At 42.3% G+C, this 20712-nt stretch carries 20 protein-coding genes; 13 read left to right on the top strand and 7 right to left on the bottom strand.

The window, feature by feature from the left end; genetic code table 11:
- Positions 1 to 650: 650 nt before the first annotated feature.
- The 8 genes from dnaA (at position 651) to M3080_RS01800 (ending at position 10618) form a co-directional block, all read left to right on the top strand.
- Positions 651 to 1994, top strand: coding sequence for a chromosomal replication initiator protein DnaA (gene dnaA / locus M3080_RS01835; RefSeq protein ID WP_022472445.1), 1344 nt, complete (start codon positions 651 to 653; stop codon positions 1992 to 1994).
- 116 nt (positions 1995 to 2110) lie between these two features.
- Positions 2111 to 3229, top strand: a complete 1119-nt coding sequence (dnaN, locus tag M3080_RS01830; RefSeq protein WP_249091656.1) for a DNA polymerase III subunit beta — start codon at positions 2111 to 2113, stop codon at positions 3227 to 3229.
- Between the two features lie 122 nt (positions 3230 to 3351).
- Entirely contained in the window at positions 3352 to 5841 is a 2490-nt protein-coding gene (gene gyrB, locus M3080_RS01825; protein ID WP_249091655.1) for a DNA topoisomerase (ATP-hydrolyzing) subunit B, read from the top strand.
- A gap of 49 nt (positions 5842 to 5890) precedes the next feature.
- Entirely contained in the window at positions 5891 to 6856 is a 966-nt protein-coding gene (locus M3080_RS01820) for a 5'-nucleotidase (protein WP_249091653.1), read from the top strand.
- Positions 6857 to 7479: 623 nt separating this feature from the next.
- Positions 7480 to 8181, top strand: coding sequence for a BON domain-containing protein (locus tag M3080_RS01815; RefSeq protein WP_249091651.1), 702 nt, complete (start codon positions 7480 to 7482; stop codon positions 8179 to 8181).
- A 27-nt stretch (positions 8182 to 8208) separates the two neighbouring features.
- On the top strand, positions 8209 to 8955 hold the full coding sequence (locus tag M3080_RS01810) for an ABC transporter permease (protein WP_249091649.1): 747 nt from the start codon (positions 8209 to 8211) through the stop codon (positions 8953 to 8955).
- An 11-nt stretch (positions 8956 to 8966) separates the two neighbouring features.
- Positions 8967 to 9662 carry an ABC transporter ATP-binding protein gene (locus tag M3080_RS01805; protein ID WP_249091648.1) on the top strand — a complete coding sequence of 232 codons (696 nt, stop codon included), beginning with the start codon at positions 8967 to 8969 and terminating at the stop codon, positions 9660 to 9662.
- A gap of 11 nt (positions 9663 to 9673) precedes the next feature.
- The gene (locus M3080_RS01800) at positions 9674 to 10618 is read left to right on the top strand and encodes an ABC transporter substrate-binding protein (RefSeq protein WP_022472291.1); all 945 of its coding nucleotides are present in this window, start codon (positions 9674 to 9676) and stop codon (positions 10616 to 10618) included.
- Between the two features lie 43 nt (positions 10619 to 10661).
- Here M3080_RS01800 and menA read toward each other — a convergent pair whose 3' ends face one another.
- From menA to M3080_RS01785, 3 genes are read right to left on the bottom strand one after another with little or no spacing between them, the layout of a single operon-like run.
- On the bottom strand, positions 10662 to 11588 hold the full coding sequence (gene menA / locus M3080_RS01795) for a 1,4-dihydroxy-2-naphthoate octaprenyltransferase (protein ID WP_022472290.1): 927 nt from the start codon (positions 11586 to 11588) through the stop codon (positions 10662 to 10664).
- Positions 11588 to 11854: a YbeD family protein gene (locus M3080_RS01790; RefSeq protein ID WP_022472289.1), complete on the bottom strand. Its 267-nt coding sequence runs from the start codon at positions 11852 to 11854 to the stop codon at positions 11588 to 11590. The genes menA and M3080_RS01790 overlap by 1 nt, the downstream gene beginning before the upstream one ends.
- Before the next feature lie 7 nt (positions 11855 to 11861).
- A complete protein-coding gene (locus M3080_RS01785; RefSeq protein ID WP_249091647.1) occupies positions 11862 to 13037 on the bottom strand; it encodes a D-alanyl-D-alanine carboxypeptidase family protein in 1176 nt (391 codons plus the stop codon).
- 138 nt (positions 13038 to 13175) lie between these two features.
- Between M3080_RS01785 and M3080_RS01780 the strand changes: the two genes are divergently transcribed.
- The 3 genes from M3080_RS01780 to M3080_RS01770 are packed head-to-tail and all read left to right on the top strand — an operon-like array spanning position 13176 to position 15504.
- Entirely contained in the window at positions 13176 to 13928 is a 753-nt protein-coding gene (locus M3080_RS01780; protein WP_249091646.1) for a biotin--[acetyl-CoA-carboxylase] ligase, read from the top strand.
- Entirely contained in the window at positions 13925 to 14689 is a 765-nt protein-coding gene (locus tag M3080_RS01775) for a type III pantothenate kinase (protein WP_022472286.1), read from the top strand. The genes M3080_RS01780 and M3080_RS01775 overlap by 4 nt, the downstream gene beginning before the upstream one ends.
- Entirely contained in the window at positions 14686 to 15504 is an 819-nt protein-coding gene (locus tag M3080_RS01770; RefSeq protein ID WP_249091645.1) for an SPOR domain-containing protein, read from the top strand. The genes M3080_RS01775 and M3080_RS01770 overlap by 4 nt, the downstream gene beginning before the upstream one ends.
- On the opposite strand, the gene M3080_RS01765 is transcribed toward M3080_RS01770, so the two are convergent.
- The 4 genes from M3080_RS01765 to M3080_RS09265 are packed head-to-tail and all read right to left on the bottom strand — an operon-like array spanning position 15501 to position 18725.
- Positions 15501 to 15926, bottom strand: a complete 426-nt coding sequence (locus tag M3080_RS01765; protein ID WP_022472284.1) for an HIT family protein — start codon at positions 15924 to 15926, stop codon at positions 15501 to 15503. The two genes, M3080_RS01770 and M3080_RS01765, sit on opposite strands and share 4 nt — an antisense overlap.
- 13 nt (positions 15927 to 15939) lie before the next feature.
- The gene (locus tag M3080_RS01760) at positions 15940 to 16194 is read right to left on the bottom strand and encodes a hypothetical protein (protein WP_022472283.1); all 255 of its coding nucleotides are present in this window, start codon (positions 16192 to 16194) and stop codon (positions 15940 to 15942) included.
- A gap of 11 nt (positions 16195 to 16205) precedes the next feature.
- Complete coding sequence (locus M3080_RS01755) at positions 16206 to 17603, bottom strand: M20/M25/M40 family metallo-hydrolase (RefSeq protein ID WP_249091644.1); 1398 nt, start codon at positions 17601 to 17603, stop codon at positions 16206 to 16208.
- Between the two features lie 9 nt (positions 17604 to 17612).
- Positions 17613 to 18725, bottom strand: coding sequence for a septal ring lytic transglycosylase RlpA family protein (locus M3080_RS09265; protein WP_283162500.1), 1113 nt, complete (start codon positions 18723 to 18725; stop codon positions 17613 to 17615).
- A gap of 227 nt (positions 18726 to 18952) precedes the next feature.
- Here M3080_RS09265 and gatC point away from each other — a divergent pair, with 227 nt between their 5' ends.
- A complete protein-coding gene (gene gatC / locus M3080_RS01740; RefSeq protein ID WP_022472280.1) occupies positions 18953 to 19240 on the top strand; it encodes an Asp-tRNA(Asn)/Glu-tRNA(Gln) amidotransferase subunit GatC in 288 nt (95 codons plus the stop codon).
- Entirely contained in the window at positions 19240 to 20700 is a 1461-nt protein-coding gene (gatA, locus tag M3080_RS01735) for an Asp-tRNA(Asn)/Glu-tRNA(Gln) amidotransferase subunit GatA (RefSeq protein ID WP_022472279.1), read from the top strand. The genes gatC and gatA overlap by 1 nt, the downstream gene beginning before the upstream one ends.
- Positions 20701 to 20712: the final 12 nt, after the last annotated feature.

Below are 20712 nucleotides of genomic sequence, written 5' to 3'. Positions count from 1 at the left end.
CAATCCTTAAAAAATATTGGATAGTAAAAATCTTACAGAGATCACTGTAGGGATCCCGAACACAGACCCCTCCCCGGCCTTTCACTTCGGCCTTGGTTGTTTCAGATCCGTGAAAAACATGGTATTACACATCAAAAACCTATGTTTTGTCAAGTTTTTTAATATCTTAGGGAATCTTTTCACTAGAACAAGTGAATCTGAATTTGTTAGTAGGAAAAACACTAGGTTTAGGTAAAAAAATTTTTTATCCAATATCTAGTGTTTTTATTGGCAGTGGTAAAAATATTTTGAGTTATCCACAGTTGACTGCCTATTATTTAAGCAACCTCAACAAAACAGAGCCTTTTTTTTATCAGTACAATGACTCAAAGCTTCCTACATCCGGGAGGCTTTTTCGTCTGAAAGTTATCTTTTTTTTATATAAAAACAATTAATAATTATTTGTTTTTATTGGAATTTGTCAATTTGACAAATTAAAAGACTATTTTTCTAGTCGCTGAATCTTTAAATCATTAGCTTCGACGGCTATTGGTGTGGCGCTCTTACTTTCTCTAGCGTCTACGAATATGTGAGGGGATACGGATGTAGTTTTCCCCGTTGTTATTCTTACTTTGTTTATAAAAAATATAAAAGTTGCTCGGAGTGTCTTTATGAATTTCTGGGAACAATGTTTAATCCAGCTGGCCAATATTATTGACCAACAAGATTTTGAGCGCTGGATTAAGACTCTCGTCTGCATTAATTGGGACGAAAAAAATCGTACCCTCATTTTAGGGCATAGAACTTTGCAAGCTATTGATACGATTGAGACTCACTTCAGTACAAGGATCTCTTCGGTTGCATCAGCTATTGCCCACGATGCCGTAACCGTTCAGTACCACCAAACAGAAGGAATGGTGGAAGCGGCGCAGGCACAATTGGATTTAGTCCCGGCAGAAAATACTCAGGAAACGCTTTCTGAGCAAGCTTACGCTTGTGGTTTGCGTTCACAACAAACATTTGAGAACTTTGTTGCCGGTTCATCTAATCAACTAGCCTACGTTGCCGCGAAAAGTGTAGGGGATAATCCTGGAAAAAATTACAACCCGCTCTTTATATATGGGGGAGTGGGGTTAGGAAAAACGCACCTTATGCACGCGGTAGGGAACCAAATGTTGAAAAACAATCCCGAGGCCCGTGTGCTTTGCGTGGGTACACAGACATTTATTAATGATTTCACCACTGCTGTTAGGGAAAATAACTACGCTCCGTTTGATCATAAATATCAAAATTTGGACGCTCTGTTTATCGATGATATTCAGTACCTTGGTGGTAAACGACAAATTCAACAAAAACTTTTTGAAGTTTTTGAAAAATTGGTCCCCCACGGCAAACAAATCATTTTTACGAGCGACACTTACGCTAGAAGCCTAAAGGATATGGACGAACGGCTAATTTCTCGTTTTACTTCCGGCTTATCGGTCGAGGTGGAACCCCCGGAATTAGAAACCAGAGTCGCAATTTTGCAGAAAAAATCCTTTGCTCAACGCTTCGACTTGCCCGATGATGTTGCCTACTTTATTGCCCGGCATCTCAAAAGTAACGTCAGAGAGTTGGAGGGGGCTCTCAACATTGTCATCGCCTTTGCTAAGTTCAACAATGAAGGACGAGTTACTGTTGATAAAGCAAGAGAAGCCTTACAAGGAATGCTCGTTGCCTCAACAGCCCAACTAACTGTTGAGCGCATTCAAGGTATGGTGGCTGAATACTTCAAGATTTCTTTAGCGGAAATGTATTCCAAAACTCGTGTTAAGAAAGTGGCCGTCCCCAGACAAATTGCAATGTACCTCTGCAAAGAATTGACTAAAAGCAGTTTGGCCGAGATAGGGGAGCGTTTTGGTAAACGTGACCATACAACGGTTTTGCACGGTGTTAAAAAAATTACCGATGCTCGAGCAAAGGACAAAGATCTGAATTACCAAATTCACGTTCTAGAACAAATGCTTAAAAATTAAGACGAATTAGGAAATTTCGTCCTCCCAAATCCTTATAAAATCCACTAAAATTGGGAGGTTAAACGGCAGGTGATTTGCCTGTTGAAGATGGTTTACTTGTTTAAAAGGATAAGGGAATGTTGATCATCAAGAGCCCGCGAGAAGCTTTCGCAACTCCGGTTCAAGCTGTCAGTGGGATTGTCGGAAAGCAACGCCAAACGCTGCCCATTTTGTCCAATATTTTGATTTCTAAGGTTGGCACACGCGTTGACTTTACTGCAACTGATTTAGACATTGAAATCAAAACTTTTGCCGACATTGGAGCAGAAGGTCCGGATATCAGTGTGACAGTGGATGCCGCTAAGTTACAGAGCTTGATTAGTGCACTTAATCACGGCTCTGAAGTGACGTTGTCTCAGCCCAGTCAGTCTGACCCGACAGTTGAGCTCAAACAGGGAAAGAGTACATTTAAGCTCAACACATTGCCGGCAGACGAGTTCCCGAATCGTCCTGAAGCTCAATTCACACAAAGCTTTGTTATCCCTGCCAATCAAATTCGTCATCTTCTCCAGTTGGTTCATTTTTCAATGGCCCAACAAGACATCCGTTATTTCTTAAACGGTATGCTGTTATCTGTAGAAGGTGATGTCATTCGTGTGGTCACCACAGATGGTCACCGTCTGGCTTACTGTGAAGGCAAATTAGAATCTGCGCTGACACAAAACATTCAATGTATTGTTCCCCGCCGCACAGTCATGGAAATGCTTCGTTTGATCCCTGATAGCGATGAGTCCATCACTATTGCTATCTCTGAAGCAGAAATTCGAATTACCTGGGGCAACATTACCTTGTCTTCAAAATTGGTGGAAGGAAAGTTCCCGGACTACAACCGTGTCATTCCGGTTAATAACACCAATATCTTTGTTATTAAGCGTGATGTCTTACTCGGTGCTTTAAAGAGAACCGCTATTTTGGCTAATGCCAAGCTTCGCGGTGTCAAGTGGGAACTTAAAAATAACACCCTGACAATTCAAAGTACCAACTCTGACCAAGAAGAAGCCAAGGATGTCTTGGACATTGAATACAACGGCATTGACATCGAAATTGGTTTCAACCTTTTGTACTTGCAAGATGTTTTAAATAACTTGCGCAGTGAAGAGGTTCAATTTGCATTGCATAGCAACACTGGTGCAATGCTTGTAACCATGCCTGATAATTCTTCGTTCAAGTATGTTGTCATGCCGATGCGCACCTAATGCGCGTGCGTAGCGTGATTTCATGTATAACACACCCGCTCTGGATACCTTCAGAGCGGGTGTCCTGACAATTAAGAGAAGCAATTTTTAGACTGTTTTTAAGTTTTTAAGAGAAAAAATTTATGAGTGAAGCTGATAAAAAACTCAATCCGAATGACTATGGTGCAGCCTCTATCGTAGTATTGGAAGGACTAGAAGCCGTTCGTAAACGTCCCGGTATGTATATTGGTGACACCGCAGACGGATCTGGTCTTCACCATCTAATTTATGAGGTTGTCGATAATTCGATTGACGAAGCATTAGCCGGCTTTGCTGATGAAATTGTCGTCACATTACACACAGATGGTTCTGTCTCCATTGAGGATAATGGTCGTGGCATTCCGACTGACATCAAGATGGACGATAAACATGAACCTAAACGCAGTGCAGCTGAAATTGCTTTAACCGAACTGCATGCAGGCGGAAAGTTTTCTGAAAATAGCTACAAAATTTCAGGCGGACTTCACGGAGTCGGCGTCTCTTGCGTTAACGCATTGTCTACATGGTTGAAGTTGACCGTTTGCCGAGAAAATAGAGCTCACTTTCTCGAATTTGAACGAGGCAAGCTGATCAATCGACAAACCGAAATTATTCAAACGGTCAATGGCCCGGTTGAAGTGTCGCCTATGATTGATTTGGGACCGACTGATAAACGCGGAACGCTGGTCCATTTTTATCCTGATAAAGAAATCTTCAGCGACATTACCTTTAGTTTTGAAAGACTCTCTGAACGCTTGAGAGAACTGTCGTTTTTAAATTCCGGCGTCAATATTCTTTTACTGGATCAAAGAACCGGAAAAGAAGAACGTTTTCATGCACAAGGCGGCGTAAGAGGCTTTGTTGAATACATCAATCAAAATAGAGTTGTTTTACATAAAACACCGTTTTATGCCTTAAAAACCGTAGAGTCTCAAGGCGTACCGGTTACGGTCGAAGTGTCAATGCAATGGAATGACACTTATAACGAACGCTTGACTGCTTATACCAATAACATTCCCCAAAAAGACGGGGGAACGCACGTCACTGGTCTTAGAAGTGCAATGACCAGAGTCATTAAGAATTACATTTCTAAGGAAGGCTTGGATAAAAAACTTAAAAATGACATTGATGGTGAAGACATGCGAGAAGGTTTGACTTGCATCCTTTCTGTCAAGGTACCGCAGCCAAAATTCAGTTCGCAAACGAAAGATAAACTGGTTTCAAGTGAAGTCAGACCCGCCGTTGAAGATGTCATTAATACGGAGTTGGCCAGTTACTTGGATGAGAATCCGGCTGAAGCTCATGCTATTTGCGAAAAAATCGTTGCTGCTTCCCGTGCGCGAGAAGCGGCTCGAAAAGCTCGCGACATGAGTAGAAAATCAGTACTGATGTCAGGGTCCCTGCCTGGAAAACTGGCTGATTGCCAAGAGAAAAATCCGGCTTTAAGCGAACTTTTCTTAGTCGAAGGTGACTCCGCAGGCGGTTCTGCCAAGACTGGTAGAAATCGTAAGAATCAAGCTATTTTGCCTTTGAGAGGCAAAATTTTGAATGTTGAAAAAGCTTCACACGAGAAGTTACTTGATAGCGAACAAGTCCGTACCTTAGCTTTGGCACTGGGATGTAGCATCGGTAAGGATTTTGATATCGAAAAATTGCGCTATCACCGCATCATTATCATGACTGATGCTGACGTGGACGGTGCACATATTTCAACATTGCTGTTGACCTTCTTCTACCGTCAAATGACGCCTTTAATCGAACGCGGTTATGTGTACATTGCTCAGCCCCCGTTGTATAAGATCACGGTCAATAAAAAAGATATTTACGTCAAAGATGACCATGAATACAACAAGGTTATCTTAGAGATTGCTCTCAAAGACGCTGAGCTTTATAGAAATGAAGAAGCGTTCCAAAAAGGAGAGAAAATCTGGGGAACTGAGCTTGAAAAGTTAGCCGACAGCTACATTCAAAGTTCTGAGGTTCTTCAACGTTTGAGTTTGGTGATTGATCGATCTGTACTCCTAGCAATCACTGCTGGTGTGAAGATTAATCTTGACACATTTGAGAACGCACAACGTTCGGCACAAGCCCTTATGGATCAAATTCGCGATAAACACTTAAAGGTGATCGCTAAACAAGACGAAGAAACTCACCGTGTTTATCTGGCTATTGAAAGAATGGTCTATGGGAATGTCCGGCACTCCAGAATGGACGCTCATTTCCTAAATACAGCGGATTACTCTTTGTTGGTAAAAACCGCTCAAGATTTACAGGGAATTGTGGCTGAAGGCGCCCGTGTAGTTCGTGGAAATAAATCCCATCCCGTTAAAAACTTTGAAGAAGCTATTCAGTGGCTGATGAATGAAGCAAGTTCTGGATTGACTCGTCAACGCTACAAAGGTTTGGGAGAAATGAACGCTGAGCAATTAGCCGAAACAACGATGCAGCCAGAAAATAGACGGTTGTTGAGAGTTCGTTTGGAGGATGCGGCCAGTTCAGATAATGTCTTCTCCATGTTGATGGGAGACAATGTTGAACCAAGAAGACGTTTCATTGAAGATAACGCGCTCTTTGTGAATAACATTGATATTTAATTCACTTGCGGGAGATTAAGTCTCCCGTTTTTTTTTAGGATAAACAACAATGCCTGATACTACACACGAAAAATTAGTTGTCGCCGTTTCCAGCCGAGCATTGTTTGATTTAGAGGCTGAGCACAAAATATTTGAAGATCAAGGTATCGAAGCTTATAGAGACTACCAAACTCAGCACGTTCAAACGCCTTTAAATCCTGGTGTTGCCTTTCCTTTTGTCAGGCGTTTATTGAGTCTAAATGAATATTTTCCAAAAGAGGAAGAACCTTTCAGAGTTATCGTTTTATCCAGAAATAGTCCCGAATCCGGCCAACGTTTCTTTAATTCTTGTAAATACTACAAACTGCCCATCCGAGGAGGGGCTTTTACCTCTGGACAGCCAACATTTCCCTACATGAAGGCTTATGGAGCATCGTTATTTTTAAGTGCCAATAGTAAAAGTGTTTTAGAAGCCACTCAAATGGGGTATCCGGCCGGTTTGGTGCTTCCTTCAAAGGCCAAAGATGATCAGGAAGATAAAGGATTACGAATTGCCTTTGATTTCGATGGGGTTGTCATTGATGACGACAGTGAAAAGCAATACAAACAATCAGGGTTAGAGGGTTTCCAAGATTATGAAAGTAAACATGTTGACTCACCTCATAACGCCGGCCCTTTAACCGAACTTTTTAAAAAGTTAGCCTACTTTCAACAATTAGACATGCAGAGAAGGGGAAAAGAAGATCCTTATTATCAGCCGGTTATTAGGATCTCGATTGTCACATCCCGAGGAGCACCAAGCGAAGAAAGACTGATTACAACACTAAAAAGCTGGGGAATGAATGCCGCAGAACTTTTTCTAATGGACGGTATGCCCAAGCAGTTTGTCCTTGAACAGCTTCGCCCTCATATTTTCTTTGATGACCAAATTCAGCACTTACAGTCTGCAGCTCATGCTGTTCCAAGTGTATTAATTCCTTTTGGTGTAACGAGAGAAAATTCTGTTAAAACATTGTTAGAAAAACAATCAGACTAATTAAAAGATTTATCCACAAAGTTATCCACAAAAAATAAAGGTCCTCAATCCCGCTAGTGTCAGGGGATTGAGGCTTTATTATCAATATTCTGAGTATTATCAAATTTACAATTTTTACTTATAAATCAAATAGATATAACATATACGCATAATTTTGCGAATTATAAATTTTTGTCCGAAATAACAAAGACTTAAATAGGTTATCCCAAATAATCCACAAAGTTATCCACAATTTTTTAGTAAGAAACAAAGGGGATTGATGACATTTGTGATGAAAAGTTATTAATAAGTCATATTTTTATTTTTAATTAATAGTCATAATAATAAGCGAAACTTTTTCGGTGGATAAGTTCTCTTTTGTTTTATTTTTCAATTAATTAGACTGTTTATTATTTGATTAATTTGTCTGTGTACATCGTATGAATAAAATGTGAGTTTTTGTGGATAACTTTTAAGCTTCTATCTTTTTTGATTGTTATCCACATTTTTAAATAAATATTCACAAAGATATCCAGGCCTTTTACACAAGAGCAATAAATCGTGATAACTTCTCAAATAATTAAATCATTCTCATTGATGCGTAATGCTACTATACTGAGTAGACACGTAAAGGTTGGATAAATATGCGTATTAAATCTATTATTTTGTCGCTATCTGCAGTTACTCTCGGTGTTACCGCTTTGAGTGGTTGTGTTCCTGTTTTGATCGGCGGTGCAGTCGGTACAACGGCCTTTGTTACGACCGATCGTCGTACAACCGGTGCTCAAATGGCCGATGAGGTGATGGAAAAGAGGATTCATTATGAAATTTCTCAAGCCATTCCAAATAATCTTCACTTGACTGTAACTTCTTACAATCGTCGTATTTTATTAACAGGTGAAGTCGGAAGTGAGAGTGACAAACTAACAGCTCAGCGCGTGGCTCAGAATAGTTTAGAAGTCAGTTCTGTTGTCAATGAATTAATGGTGGGGCCTGTGTCCTCTGTGACACAAAGAATGTCTGACTCTACATTGGCCGGTAAGGTAAGAACACAGTTGATCACCACATCAGGAGTATCTTTAAATCAAATGAAGGTAACTGTTGATCGTGGCATTGTCTATCTGATGGGCCTAGTCACTCAGGAAGAAGCACAAAAGGCTGCAGATATAGCTTCCCGTGTTCCGGGTACTAAATCAGTCGTCACAGCGTTTGAAGTGTTGAGTACACGAGAAGTCCAAGAACGTCTCAAATTATTGTCTCAGCCTCAAGCTGAAAAACCGGCCTACACGACAACGAATAACATTGTTGAAGAACCAGTTTCTTCTACGGAAGTGCGTTTGCAATAACGGTTTTTATCGTTTGCGGTTAGCGACGTGCGTTCAGTGATTCTATCTTTATGGATGCCTGTAGCGCTTTTTGCGCTATGGTGGTTTGCGTCCGCTTTTTCGTGGGTTAATCCTTATCTATTGCCCCGCCCGGAGGCTGTTTTTGCGGCGTTTATAGAGCTTTGTGAAAATGGTCTTCTTTGGGTGCATGTTCAATCCAGTCTAGGAAGAGCATTTGGGGGATATATCATTGCTGCATTAATAGCACTACCCATGGGCTATTTTTTTGCAAAGTATGAAGCTCTTCATACTCAATCCCGTTTGCTTCTTGAAAGCTTGCGGATGATTCCTCCTCTTTCCTTAATTCCTTTACTCATTTTATGGTTGGGAATAGGGGAAACCGCTAAATTAACCATCGTCCTTTTAGCCAGTTTTTTTCCTATTTATCTAAATGCTTATAGTGGATTTAAGCAATTAGATTACCGTTATGGGGAATTAGCTGAAACTTTGAATTTAAGTACTTTTGAGAAAATTCAACACATAGAGTTTCCAGGGGCTTTGCCTGCAGTTTTTACCGGGTTGCGCCTTGGATTCGGCTACAGTTGGAGAGCATTGGTCAGTGCTGAATTAATCGCCGCCTCTTCTGGGCTTGGTTATTTAATTTCTGATGCCTCCGAGATGGCTCGTACCGATCAAGTGTTTGTTGGCATTTTTATGATTGCCATCTTGGGTATTTTGGGAGATTTCCTTTTTCAGAAGGCACTCTTTAAAGTCGCTCCTTGGAGTAAAAAATGACGATAGCAAGCGTGCAAAATGTCAGTTTTCGCTACCCGGGGTATGAACATTGGATTCTTAAAGATTTTTCTTTAGAACTGTACGATCGTGAAGTGTTGGCCATTATAGGAAAAAGTGGCTGCGGTAAAAGTACTTTGATTCGTTTGATCTCTGGTTTGCTCATGCCAACAAAGGGGCAAATTCAAATTGAGAGCAATAGAAGAGTTGGGGTCGTTTTCCAAGATCATCGGTTATTGCCTTGGAAAACGGTTTTCGAAAATGTTGCGTTGCCAATTCGAAAAGAATCTCGAGAAAAACAGAGAAAAACCGTTTGTGAGGTGCTCGAGTTGGTGGGATTAAGCCACACAGAAAATTATTATCCTTCAGAATTATCAGGTGGGATGGCTCAAAGGGTTGCTCTGGCTCGTGCATTAGTGCAGTCCCCAGATATTTTATTGATGGACGAGCCTTTTGGTGCTCTAGACGCTATAACCCGAGCGCAAATACAAGTCGACTTTGAGCGAATCCAACAGCAAAAGAAAATGTCCGTTGTTTTGATTACTCATGAGGTTAATGAAGCAGTTCGTTTAGCTGATCGGGTAATGGTTTTGTCTCAAGCAAAGGTAGTGGATACGCTGAATATAGATTTACCGCATCCCCGAACAGTAACCAATATGCACGTTGTTGAATACGCAGCAAAAGTTTTGAATCTTTTAACTCATTCTTAGTGAGGCAGGAAATGACATTGAAAAAATTATTACTCGTTACCGCGATGGTCTTGACAGGATCGTTGTCAGCAGCACAAGCAGCTACATCTGAAATTAATGTTGCTTACGTGAAGTCACCTTTTAATCTTCAAAATATTGTGATGAAACAAAACCAGCTTTTGGAAAAAGAATTTCAAAAGGACGGTATTAAGATTAATTGGGTATCCATTAATTCAGGAGCTCAACAAGCTCAGGCTATGGCTGCGGGGTCGCTTGATGTAAGTGCTGTTATGAATACGGCATCATTATTGATGGCTAATGGGGCAGGCAATAAGATCTACATAGCCACTGGGGTTGCTCGTCCGACCCAAGTATTTGCCGTAGTGGGTAAACCTGGCAAGCAGATGAAAATCGAAGATTTAAAGGGAAAAAAAGTAGCGGGGCCAAAAGGAACAGCGTTACATCAAATCTTGGTGGCTGCCCTGAATTCAAAAGGCATGAATATCAAAGATGTTGAGTTTCTCCAAATGGATCCTGCCAAAGCACAAGCAGCCTTGTTGGGTGGGCATGTGGACGCCGCTCTGCTAGCAGCAGGATTGGTTATTAAGGCCAACGCTTCTGGGGCAAAGACCATTGTTACAGCAGACGGTTATGTTAATCCTTTATTGGTCATGGCTGCTAGCGAAAAGTTTGTTAAGGAAAATAAGCCCTTGCTAGAAAGAATTGTCAAAGTTCATAGACAAACCACTAAGTGGATTGGTGATAACTATGAACAGGCTATTGCCATGGGAGCAAAAGAAGAGGGCGTGAGCTTGGATGACGCAAAGAAGTTAGCACAATGGAGTCACTACTTTGATGTCATTACCGATAACGATATGAATAGCCTTAAATTAGATCAAACTTTCTTGATTGAAAATGGCATGATGCAAAATAAGGTCAATACTGATCAATTAGTCCTGCCTATGGCCCGCCAATAATCATTGAGGCAAGCGCTGAAATCTAAATAGGTTTCAGCGCTTGTTACACGAACCATTTCAAATAAGCATGAATCAAAGCACCACAGGTTAAAGTGAGTGCAAAAAAGACTTCTAATTTAACGGTCGCAAACAAGGTACCGTTTAACTCATATCCTGTTTTATTTGTGAGTTCCTGTGGTAATTTCCACGCTTTCCATAAAGAAATAAAAACTAAAAGATAGGGATAGCGAGTCCAATCCATGGCGACAATGCATAAGATTAAACCATAGGGAACAAATAACATTAATCGGTATGCAGCAACGGTAAGCGATTTCCCTAAAACAACTGCCATGGTGTAGCGATGGATAGATTCATCATGCTCACGGTCTCTGAAATTATTAACACATAAAACCGCAGAGGCAATGAGTCCAAGCGCACACCCAACGATAAGAATAGTGACCGAGATATCTTGGACCTGCAAATAATAGGTGCCAATTGCAGCTACCAATCCAAAAAAGATAAAGACAACAATTTCACCATAGGGGGTATAGGCAATCGGGCGAGGTCCTCCCATGTATAAGTAAGCGGCAGCAATAGAAGCGACTGTTACCAATAAAAAGAACCAATGCGTCAGGTAAATGAAATAAATAGTAATCGCAACGCCAATAAGAGAAGCGATCAAAATTCCGATTTCTACCTCTTTAATACTTAAGAGTCCTAATGAAGTCGCTCTTGGCAAACCTTTTCTGTTTGTTCTTTCCGCCTTTCTCTTGGTATACCCAGAGTCGTTTTCCATGTTGGTAATCGCTTGCATAACAATGGCCAGTAATGCCGTTAATGCAGCCGTAACCGGATTAATGAATCCAGTGTCAGACAAGCAAACAGCTAAAGATGCCAACACAGGAGCGACGGCCACGCCAAATGTCTTTGGACGTATGGCTAGTAACCAAGCTTTTACAGAGTGGGCAGAGACGTTCTCAACATCAGTCATTAGAGAACAACCTTGACCATCGGATGATGTGTTAATGCCATATAAATAGAATCGAGTTGTTCTCGTCCAGTGGCATGTACGACAATATGCAAAGCCTCATAACGACCTTGTTTACTCGGTCTTCTCGCTATTGTTTCCGGGTTAAACAAAGGATCAAATTCCTTAACTAACTCCCCGATGGTACTGGCAAATTGGGGATCAGCAAATCCCATAACCTTAATGGGGAAATCACAAGGAAATTCAAGCAATTCTTTTTCTTGTTTCATAATAGCTCTATTGTAATCCGACCAGTGCTTTTAGGCGTTGATATTGCCGACGCCAGAAGTTTGATTTTTGAACATCATGCAATGCAACTAATTCACTTTTAGCCACTATTTTCTTGTTGAAGTATACGGTTATTTCGCCTATGCGTTCTCCTTCTTTTATCGGAGCAACCAGAGGATCCAGACGAGATACTGTCGCCGAAAAACCCTTCATTCCTTTTTGAAGAATAGCGTCACGCGGAAGCGTAACATAAACGTTTTCTTTCACACCTACACGGACTTTTCCATCATCGGTTAATTCAACCGGCAAACGGTCAATCGTTTCGAGAGCAGGGTAAAGCAGTAAAGTTTTATAGTTATCAGCACCCCAATTGACCAGTTTCATTGTGTCATCGGTATTTTGTCGGTCGCTTTCAGCTCCTAACGTTACAGCTAACAATTCACGCGAAAATCGTGTATCTGCCTCAACATAATCACGTGAGTAATAGATAACACTATCCCATGATTTCATCTGAAAATGTGAACGGTGTAAGCCGCGAATGGACTCGGTTCGCCACAAAAAACTGTTGCTGTTATTGTGGTTCAATACACCATTATTGAGACTTTTAATCGTCCAAATATCACTGAGTTCCGGACAATCGTTTAACAGGGCGTTGGCCAAAATCAGTGTGTCGCGAGCGGTAGAGTATTGATTTTTATCGTTGGTGCCAATTAAAGAAGTGTAATGAGTGTTTTTCATGCCTAGCTTTTTGGCATTTTCATTCATTTTCTCAACGAAGCGATCAATCGTTTGGTAAATCCCCTCGGCTAGCGCTACCGCCGCATCATTAGCCCCCATGACTGCAATGGCTTTTTCAAGATCCGATACTGTGACGGATTGGTTGGGCTCTAAATAAAAACGAGCGGCATTTAATGGAGGAATAGACAGTGCATCGTTATTTACGGTAATAGAAGAGGTGCGGCTGATGATTTTTTCATTTATCGCTTTTTCTGCTGTATACAGCACCATCAGTAAAACGGTATTTCCCGGATTGGTACGGACATCTGCATTTTTATTAGCCAGCGTAGTGTGCGTTAACCGATCGACGAGAATCCAGGATTGAGATTTCAATTGTGGTGCCGCCGCATTCGCTACACTCACGAAACCCAATAAAATACAGAGGAAAGAAAAAAACAGTCTTATCATTCGCTAAACGTCAGTGAATTCTTAAATGGAGTCAACCGTCGATATTTTAAATGTAAGCGGGTAATTTTAAAGGCTTTTTAAATCTTTTGTTACGCTCATTAGCAGTTTTTTCATTGACTTATTAAAGGATCAACAACCATGGAAAATACTTTAAGTATTCAATATGAATGTGTGCCGGAGACGGGGTCAACGAATACAGATCTGCTAAACAGAGCAAAGAAAGAAATTTTGTCCGCTATTGTTGTTCGCCGAGCAATCAATCAAACAAATGCGAGAGGAACCAGGGGACGACACTGGGATGGAGGTGATCATTGCCTGATGTTCTCTGTAGCCGTGCCGATTGGACGAGATTTGCGTGAGATTAGTGGTGTGACGCTGGCAATTGGTACAGAAGTAGCTGAAAGTTTGCGAAAACAAGGAGTCAAGGCTGAGGTAAAGTGGCCCAATGACATCCTTTTAAACGGAAAAAAGTTAGCAGGCATTCTTGTAGAAACAACCAAAAGTCCGGATCACCGTTTTGTGCTGGTTGTCGGGATTGGATTGAATTTAAAGGACGGCTTAAGAAATGATGGGTACGGCCGCGCTTGTCTTGCTGATGCACTGCCTTTATCTGACATTGAAAAGACTGAGTTTTGGTTAAAGCTTTTATCTTCAGCAGTCGTTTTTGCCATCAATAACGTTCGTTCTGAAGGATTAAAACGAACACAAGCGCTCTGGGATACAATTGCAGCTTATAAAAACCAAACCGTGAGTGTCCTTGAAGAAGGTTGTGAACCTTACGATGCTCTTGTGTTGGGAATTGATGAGACAGGTCATTTGCTGGTCCGTACCAATCAGGAAATAAAGGTCTTGCAATCGGGCAGCATCAGTATTCGGTCTAAGAAGAAATGAATTTATTAATTGATCTTGGCAACACGGCGCTCAAGTGGGCGACAACGGATGATCCGGAATCTCCCCATACCATTGTGCATGGTGGAACACATAACTTTTCAGAGAAGTTATTGTCTTCATTGGAAAAAATTCCTTATAAGCATGTCTATGGTTGCTCTGTGGCTTCCAGGGACCTGACGTTATCTGTAACTCGTCTGATTGAGTCTTTGGGTTCAAAAGTTACTTGGTTAAAAGCTCAAGAGCGCTATGACGGTCCATTTTCTTTAATTAATTCCTATAAAACAGCAACACAATTAGGGTCAGACCGTTGGCACGCAGCTATTGGTGCCATTTATTTTTTGCCAAACAGGCCCCTTTTAGTTGTTCATGTTGGGACGGCAACAACTGTGGATTGCGTCTTCCCTAAAGGTGAAGCAATGGTCTTTGCGGGTGGAAGAATTGCTCCTGGTGTTGTTTTAATGAGAGACAGTCTTGTTACAGGCACCGCTACGTTACCGAAAGCAGATGGAGAGTATGAGGATTTTCCAACCGATACCATGACCGGAATTGTGACCGGTATTGTGGATTCTCAATTAGGATTAATCGAGAGGGGAATGAGAGTAATGCAGCAACACGGCTTTGAACCGACTTTGGTTTTGGCAGGTGGTGCTGTCAGTCGTTTTGCACCCTATCTACAAAAAGAATTTCCTAATAGCATTATCAAACACAATTTAGTGCTGAGGGGTTTAGCACTACGTGCCAATGGCGAGTTTGTAAGATGAGAGCATTGGCAATAATCCTGTGTCTACTGTGTGTGGTCATCTATGCTTGGGATGGTCTTAAGGATTGGGTAATAGAACCGCAGGAAGTTTCCGCTCATTACACTGATCGTGCTCAGCAGGAGGTTTTTCCTGAGGCAATGGGCAACATTGAGCCCGTTCAAAATCTGCAAGATTACATTGAGCAATATCAGAAGAAAGCTCAAAAAATATCGGCTCCTGTGCTCCTAGAGAAGCCGGATCAAGAGAAAGAAAAAGATTTGATCGAAGATTCAGCCGCACAGAAAAATTTTGATTCTTTGTCTCAAAATCTACCAATTGAAAAAGTCGGATCTGAGGTTGTTTTAACCGATCAACTACCGGTTTGCTACAAAATGGGTCCCCTTTCCAGACGTGTCTTGCCTGCCATCAACCGCTCAATCGAATCCGCTAAGCTTTTGGAAGTGGTCCGTGTTGAGTCCGTTTTATCTGCCGACTCACATGTTGTTTTTATTATTCCGACTACTACCCAAAAAGGGGCGGCAGCATTAGCTGATCAGGTGAGAAAAAAGGGTTATCGTTCAGCAAGCGTTATTCATTCTGGGCCTCTATTAAATGCTGTTCAATTAGGCAGTTTTTCAACACAAGAACAAGCACAGCAATTTCTTGAAAGCGCAAAGGCTCGGCTTAAAATGAACGACCTTCGTATGACTCGAATAATTGGCAGCCCAACCGACAAAGTGAATTTGATTTTTGCAGCGCTGTCAGATGAACAAATTAATGCGCTGAAAGGACTTGCCAAAAAACATGGGCAAGTCCTCAGTGAGTGTGGCTCTTAAAATAGTCTGTTCAGACGATTTTGAATTTCAACTGCGGCGTTGTTAGCTTTAGTTTTTAGCTGTTGTACTTTCTCCTCAGCCACTTCTCTTTGTTTCAACCCCCAAATTGACTCAGGAAAATGAGAATCGTCCCGATATCGGGCAATGATGTGCCAGTGTAAATGAGGAACCATATTGCCAAATTGTGCCCAATTGATTTTATCGGGCTGCATTTGTTCTCGGACTACTTTTTCCACAGTTAAGAGAACTTTTTCCAGCAACTGCCGCTCATCATCGGTCAGATCCGACATTTCAGCAATATGTTTATTCCAAATGACTCTGAAGTAGCCAGGAAATAGAGGATCATCCACCTGAATGACTCTTAACTCTTTATTTTTCCAAACAACATTTTCCTTTTGCGGATGACATAAAACACAATCCATCGTAATCTCCACATTAATGAATCGGTCGATAATATGAACCTGATTTCACAGGTTCTCCGGCAACTAACTCAACTCCGCCAGCACCGTCATCGATTATTTGAAAATCCCATTTTTTACGACCGCTTGAATCTTCAAGCCAGGCAGCCAAAGGCCAATCCAGTTCATCTAAATTGCCGTTGATAAAATCTGTTGCTTCCAACACGGTGGCAAAGTTTTCAACAAATTCACCGTAATCAACAATAACCTCTGTTACAACGTCCCGTCTCATTGCCTTTTCTCCTAAGGACAGCGATGCAGAGCTTCGGCAATTACTGCGGATAGCTTTTGGGTGTACTCAATATCAAGGGACTCGTCAGGGGCGTGAGCATTCGATTGGGGTCCCAAAACACCGGTTAAAACAAAGGCACCAGAGGGGAAGAGTTCTTCAAAAGTATTAATAATGGGAATAGATCCTCCTTGACCTAAGAAGACAGCTTCTTTGCCGAAAATTTTTTTTGCTGCGTCATCAAAAATGTTTTCTATTTCTTCTGAATTACCCTTGGCTGACCAGCCCGGGTGGTTCTCTGGGTATTGCCAAGTCACCTGACAGCCATAAGGAATATTGGTTGTCAAAGTCTGTGCAATATCATTTTGAGCCTTTTCAAAATCAATATCTGGAGGCAAGCGCATGGACAGTCTGAAGGCAACAGAACTCGGAATTACATTTCCGGCATCTTCTATTTTCGGCATGCCGTCAACTCCGATTATCGTCAAAGCAGGTTTCCACGTTTCTTGAATGAGGATTTCATGGTTAGTGGTGCACTTTGTTTTGACGGCCGGCAATAACGGAGCGTGATTCCAAGAAAGATCGCCCAACACATCACTTGCTTTTTTCAATTGCTCAAGGCGTCTTTTAGGAATATCCGTATAACACGAGGAAATTTTCACAAATCCGGTTACTGGGTCGTGAAGACGGGCCACTAAAGCCTGTGCAATTGAAAAAGGATCGGGAACCATGCCGGAGTAGGTACCGGAGTGCACTCCGTAATGCATACTTTGTACCCGTAATGTTCCGGAAATTACTCCTCGGACAGATGTGCTGAGCCAAACATGATTGTAGTCACCGCAATGATTATCCAAAATAATGAAAAATTTAGGCTCTCCAAACCGGTGTTTGAGCTTACGTAAAAAATACGGTAAATCGTTTGATCCCGATTCTTCTTGTGTTTCAAAAATACCGATAACTCTCGGGTGAGCTAGCTTGAGTTTTTCTAAGGCATAGACTGAAGTCACCATTGAAAAAAGGCTGTAACCGTCATCAGCCGCTCCTCTGCCGTATAACTTTCCGTTTTTGACAACAGGCGTCCAAGGACCTAACCCTTCACTCCAGCCACCAGCTTCTGGTTGTTTATCTAAATGCCCATAAAAGACAACGCTTTCGGCAGAGTTGTCCCTTGTAGCGGGAATATCTACAAATAAACACGGCGTTCTGCCTTCCTCTCTGATAATTTCAGTTTGGGCTTGCGGTAAGCATTCCTGTATCCACTTTTGTCCCAACTCACAACATTGTTCTAAAAAACCATGTTCCTGCCACAATCTGTCGTAGGCCGTTGATTTAGCCGGAATTTTTATGTATTCCATTAAAGCGGGTTGGGCTTTTAAATTCCAGAACTCGTTGACTGTCTTTTGCAATTGCATTTTGCTCTCCTATTGCAGTTGTACTGGCACTAGCTTTTTGCCCAAAATTTCACCTAGTGATTGTGCTTCCAAAGAGGCGGCGTCTTTGGAGGAAAATTCACCGATAACCACTCGATACAAACTGCCGTCTTGATGAACGTTGACGCTTCGTCCTATTTTTTGTTGAACCGTTTGAGCATAGTTTCTAGCATTGCTCTCAGAACCAAATGCTCCGGCTTGAATACTCCAATGATTGGAGGCGGTTGCTCCGATCGCAGCGGAAGATAAATTAACTTCAGTGCTTACCATGTCGTGTTTTGCAGCTTCCGTTAAATTGACGGCACCTTGCAAGTCATTGGGAACATCGTCCAACGTAAAGGATGTGGTTGAAGAGGGTTCAATCACAATGGTATTAGGAGGTGGAAGCTGCTGAACTTGTGTTTGTTTATGTTCTTCCTGCTTTTGTTTAACGGTCTTAACAACCGTGGCTGCGGTACCGATGACGCTAGCAATAGCAGCAATGTCAGCACTGTTTTCGGTGATTTTTGAATCATCAATCAGTTGAATAATTCCACCTGCGGTGGCCGGAATTCGTCCGTTTTTAATATCAGCCATGCGGATTCGCTCCACTTTGACAGGAGCGGTTCCATTTTTTACGTATCCCAGTTTGCTAGCCGCGGCGTACGACAAGTCAATGATGCGGTTGTCGACAAACGGTCCACGGTCATTCACTCTCACAATGACACTTTTCCCGTTATTCAAGTTGGTTACTTTGGCATAACTGGGAAGTTCCATGGTTTTGTGAGCTGCGGTCATGGCGTACATGTTGTATGTCTCGCCGGTCGAAGTTTTTCTTCCATGAAATTTTTTCCCATACCAAGAAGCGGTGCCACGCTGAGTCATGGGTTTATCACCAGTGATTGGCACGTACCGCTTTCCGCCGACGGTATAGGGTTTATTTGCTCCGCTATGCGGTTTTTCATATTTTGGGGTGGCATCAGGGAGATTGCTGAAATTGGAATCAGCAAAAAATCCGGAAGGAGGGCCATCATCTTGAAAATATCCGCCGCCTCCGGAACAAGCTGACAGTAAAACAGCAGAGGCGATAATGGTAAATCCTGATAATAAACGGTGCTTTAACATGACTGTTGAGTATTGAAATTGTGAAATGATTATTGCCCAAGTTTTTCGTAAAAGCAAAGCAGCGAAACATCGTGAAACTTTTCTTGTCAATGTCATGAACTGAAAAGAAGGGGAGTTATGAGCCAAGGCTTCATATTGAATTCCTAAATACATTAAAAAATCATTAGAATTCACAGGTTAGCGTGGCCCTATTGAGGGCTTTATGAACTGTTTTATTGGATTAATCTATGACACTGGCTCTTGAAGATATTCGCCGAATCGCCAACCTCAGTCATTTGGAACTAAATGACGAGGAGGCTGTGCGCATGCAGGGCGAATTAAACAATATTTTCAAAATGATTGAACGCATTCAGGCTGTAGATACCGATGGGGTTGAACCGATGCCGCACCCACATGATGGTTCTCAGCGTCTTCGTGAGGACATTGTGCGAGAGGTCAATGATCGGGAAAACAATATGAAGAATGCTCCCGAACAAGCAGATGGTCATTTCTTGGTACCGCAGGTGATTGAATAATGTCGAACGAACTTTTTCATGCTTCAGTGGTTGAGCTCAGTGAAAAGCTCGCCAAAAAAGAAATTTCAGCCGTGGAATTGGCCAAAGTTTATTTGGATCGTATTGAACAAAACAAAGATCTGAATGCTTTTTTGGATGTTAGAGCAGAGGCTACGCTGCAACAGGCTAAGCAAGCGGACGCCAGGATTGCATCTGGTGATGCGACTCGTTTAACGGGTATTCCTATCGCGCATAAAGATCTTTTTGTGACAAAAGAGTGGGCCACGACCGCTGCCAGTAAGATGCTTGATGGGTACATGAGCCCGTTTAATGCGACCGTTGTTGAAAATCTGAATCGAGCCGGCATGGTTTGCCTCGGTAAACTCAATTGTGATGAATTTGCAATGGGCGGCGGTAACGAAAATTCTGCCTATGGCAAGGTTTTGAATCCTTGGAATAAAAACTGTGTTCCTGGAGGATCGTCTGGCGGCTCTTCGAGTGCTGTGGCTGCAAGTTTAGCTCCGGTGACTACTGGTACGGACACGGGAGGCTCTATTCGTGAACCGGCGGTTTTCACCGGTGTGACAGGGTTAAAACCAACCTATGGACGTCCGAGTCGTTGGGGTGTTATTGCTTTTGCCTCAAGCCTTGATACCCCGGGGTTATTGGCTCGTTCTGCAGAGGATTGCGCTTGGGTCATGAACGAGATGATCGAGTTTGATCCCAAAGACTCTACTTGTGTAGATCTGCCTAAAGAAGATTTCACCCGCTACCTGAATATGAGTATGGATGGGGTGAAGATCGGTGTGCCTCGCAGTTGGTTTGCGAAGGGCTTGGACGATGAATTAGCTGGCAGTATCGAAGAGGTGATTAAGACCTACGAACGAATGGGAGCCAAAATCGTTGATATCGAGTTGCCGACGGTTGATTTAGGCGTACCTGTTTATTACGTGGTGGCCTGCGCTGAAGCGTCTTCTAACCTTAGCCGCTACGATGGCGTGCGCTACGGTTACCGAGCCAAGCACTACACCGATATTCAAGACATGATTAAGCGCAGTCGTTCAGAAGCGTTGGGTGCTGAACCTCAGCGTCGAATCATGATCGGAACATACGTTCTTTCTCATGGCTACTATGACGCCTACTACATTAAGGCTCAACGTGTGCGTCGTCTGATTGCCAATGAGCTCAACGCAGTTTGTAAGGATGTCGATGCTATTATCAGCCCGGCGGCAACCGGTCCTGCTTACCGTTTCGGAGAAAAGAGTGACCCGGTTCAAGCTTACTTGAGTGACCTTTATACAGTGCCGATTTCTTTGGCTGGGTTACCGGGCATGGGACTGCCTTGTGGAATTCACTCCAACGGTTTGCCGTTGGGTTTCCAATTGGTCAGTGCCCGCTTCAATGAAGCTAAGCTTTTGGGTATTGCTCATCGTTATCAGTGCGAGACGGATTGGCACAAACGCATTCCGGCCGGTTACTAAAAAGGAAGACAG

The sequence above is a fragment of the Parasutterella secunda genome (genome assembly GCF_023336895.1).
GTDB classification, from domain to species: Bacteria; Pseudomonadota; Gammaproteobacteria; order Burkholderiales; family Burkholderiaceae_F; genus Aphodousia; species Aphodousia faecalis.
The sequence above is the reverse complement of the archived record's forward strand: the minus strand, read 5'-3'. Positions and strand labels throughout refer to the sequence as shown.

Excerpts from the sequence above, each read along its gene's own strand:
- M3080_RS01790 (WP_022472289.1), bottom strand. The coding sequence starts at position 11,854 with ATGAAACAAGAAAAAGAATTGCTTGAATTTCCTTGTGATTTCCCCATT.
- M3080_RS01775 (WP_022472286.1), top strand. The coding sequence starts at position 13,925 with ATGAATTTATTAATTGATCTTGGCAACACGGCGCTCAAGTGGGCGACA.
- gyrB (WP_249091655.1), top strand. The coding sequence starts at position 3,352 with ATGAGTGAAGCTGATAAAAAACTCAATCCGAATGACTATGGTGCAGCC.
- M3080_RS01820 (WP_249091653.1), top strand. The coding sequence starts at position 5,891 with ATGCCTGATACTACACACGAAAAATTAGTTGTCGCCGTTTCCAGCCGA.
- M3080_RS01765 (WP_022472284.1), bottom strand. The coding sequence starts at position 15,926 with ATGGATTGTGTTTTATGTCATCCGCAAAAGGAAAATGTTGTTTGGAAA.
- M3080_RS01770 (WP_249091645.1), top strand. The coding sequence starts at position 14,686 with ATGAGAGCATTGGCAATAATCCTGTGTCTACTGTGTGTGGTCATCTAT.
- M3080_RS01780 (WP_249091646.1), top strand. The coding sequence starts at position 13,176 with ATGGAAAATACTTTAAGTATTCAATATGAATGTGTGCCGGAGACGGGG.
- M3080_RS01760 (WP_022472283.1), bottom strand. The coding sequence starts at position 16,194 with ATGAGACGGGACGTTGTAACAGAGGTTATTGTTGATTACGGTGAATTT.
- dnaA (WP_022472445.1), top strand. The coding sequence starts at position 651 with ATGAATTTCTGGGAACAATGTTTAATCCAGCTGGCCAATATTATTGAC.
- M3080_RS01800 (WP_022472291.1), top strand. The coding sequence starts at position 9,674 with ATGACATTGAAAAAATTATTACTCGTTACCGCGATGGTCTTGACAGGA.
- gatC (WP_022472280.1), top strand. The coding sequence starts at position 18,953 with ATGACACTGGCTCTTGAAGATATTCGCCGAATCGCCAACCTCAGTCAT.
- M3080_RS09265 (WP_283162500.1), bottom strand. The coding sequence starts at position 18,725 with ATGTTAAAGCACCGTTTATTATCAGGATTTACCATTATCGCCTCTGCT.
- M3080_RS01755 (WP_249091644.1), bottom strand. The coding sequence starts at position 17,603 with ATGCAATTGCAAAAGACAGTCAACGAGTTCTGGAATTTAAAAGCCCAA.
- M3080_RS01815 (WP_249091651.1), top strand. The coding sequence starts at position 7,480 with ATGCGTATTAAATCTATTATTTTGTCGCTATCTGCAGTTACTCTCGGT.
- menA (WP_022472290.1), bottom strand. The coding sequence starts at position 11,588 with ATGACTGATGTTGAGAACGTCTCTGCCCACTCTGTAAAAGCTTGGTTA.
- dnaN (WP_249091656.1), top strand. The coding sequence starts at position 2,111 with ATGTTGATCATCAAGAGCCCGCGAGAAGCTTTCGCAACTCCGGTTCAA.
- M3080_RS01785 (WP_249091647.1), bottom strand. The coding sequence starts at position 13,037 with ATGATAAGACTGTTTTTTTCTTTCCTCTGTATTTTATTGGGTTTCGTG.
- gatA (WP_022472279.1), top strand. The coding sequence starts at position 19,240 with ATGTCGAACGAACTTTTTCATGCTTCAGTGGTTGAGCTCAGTGAAAAG.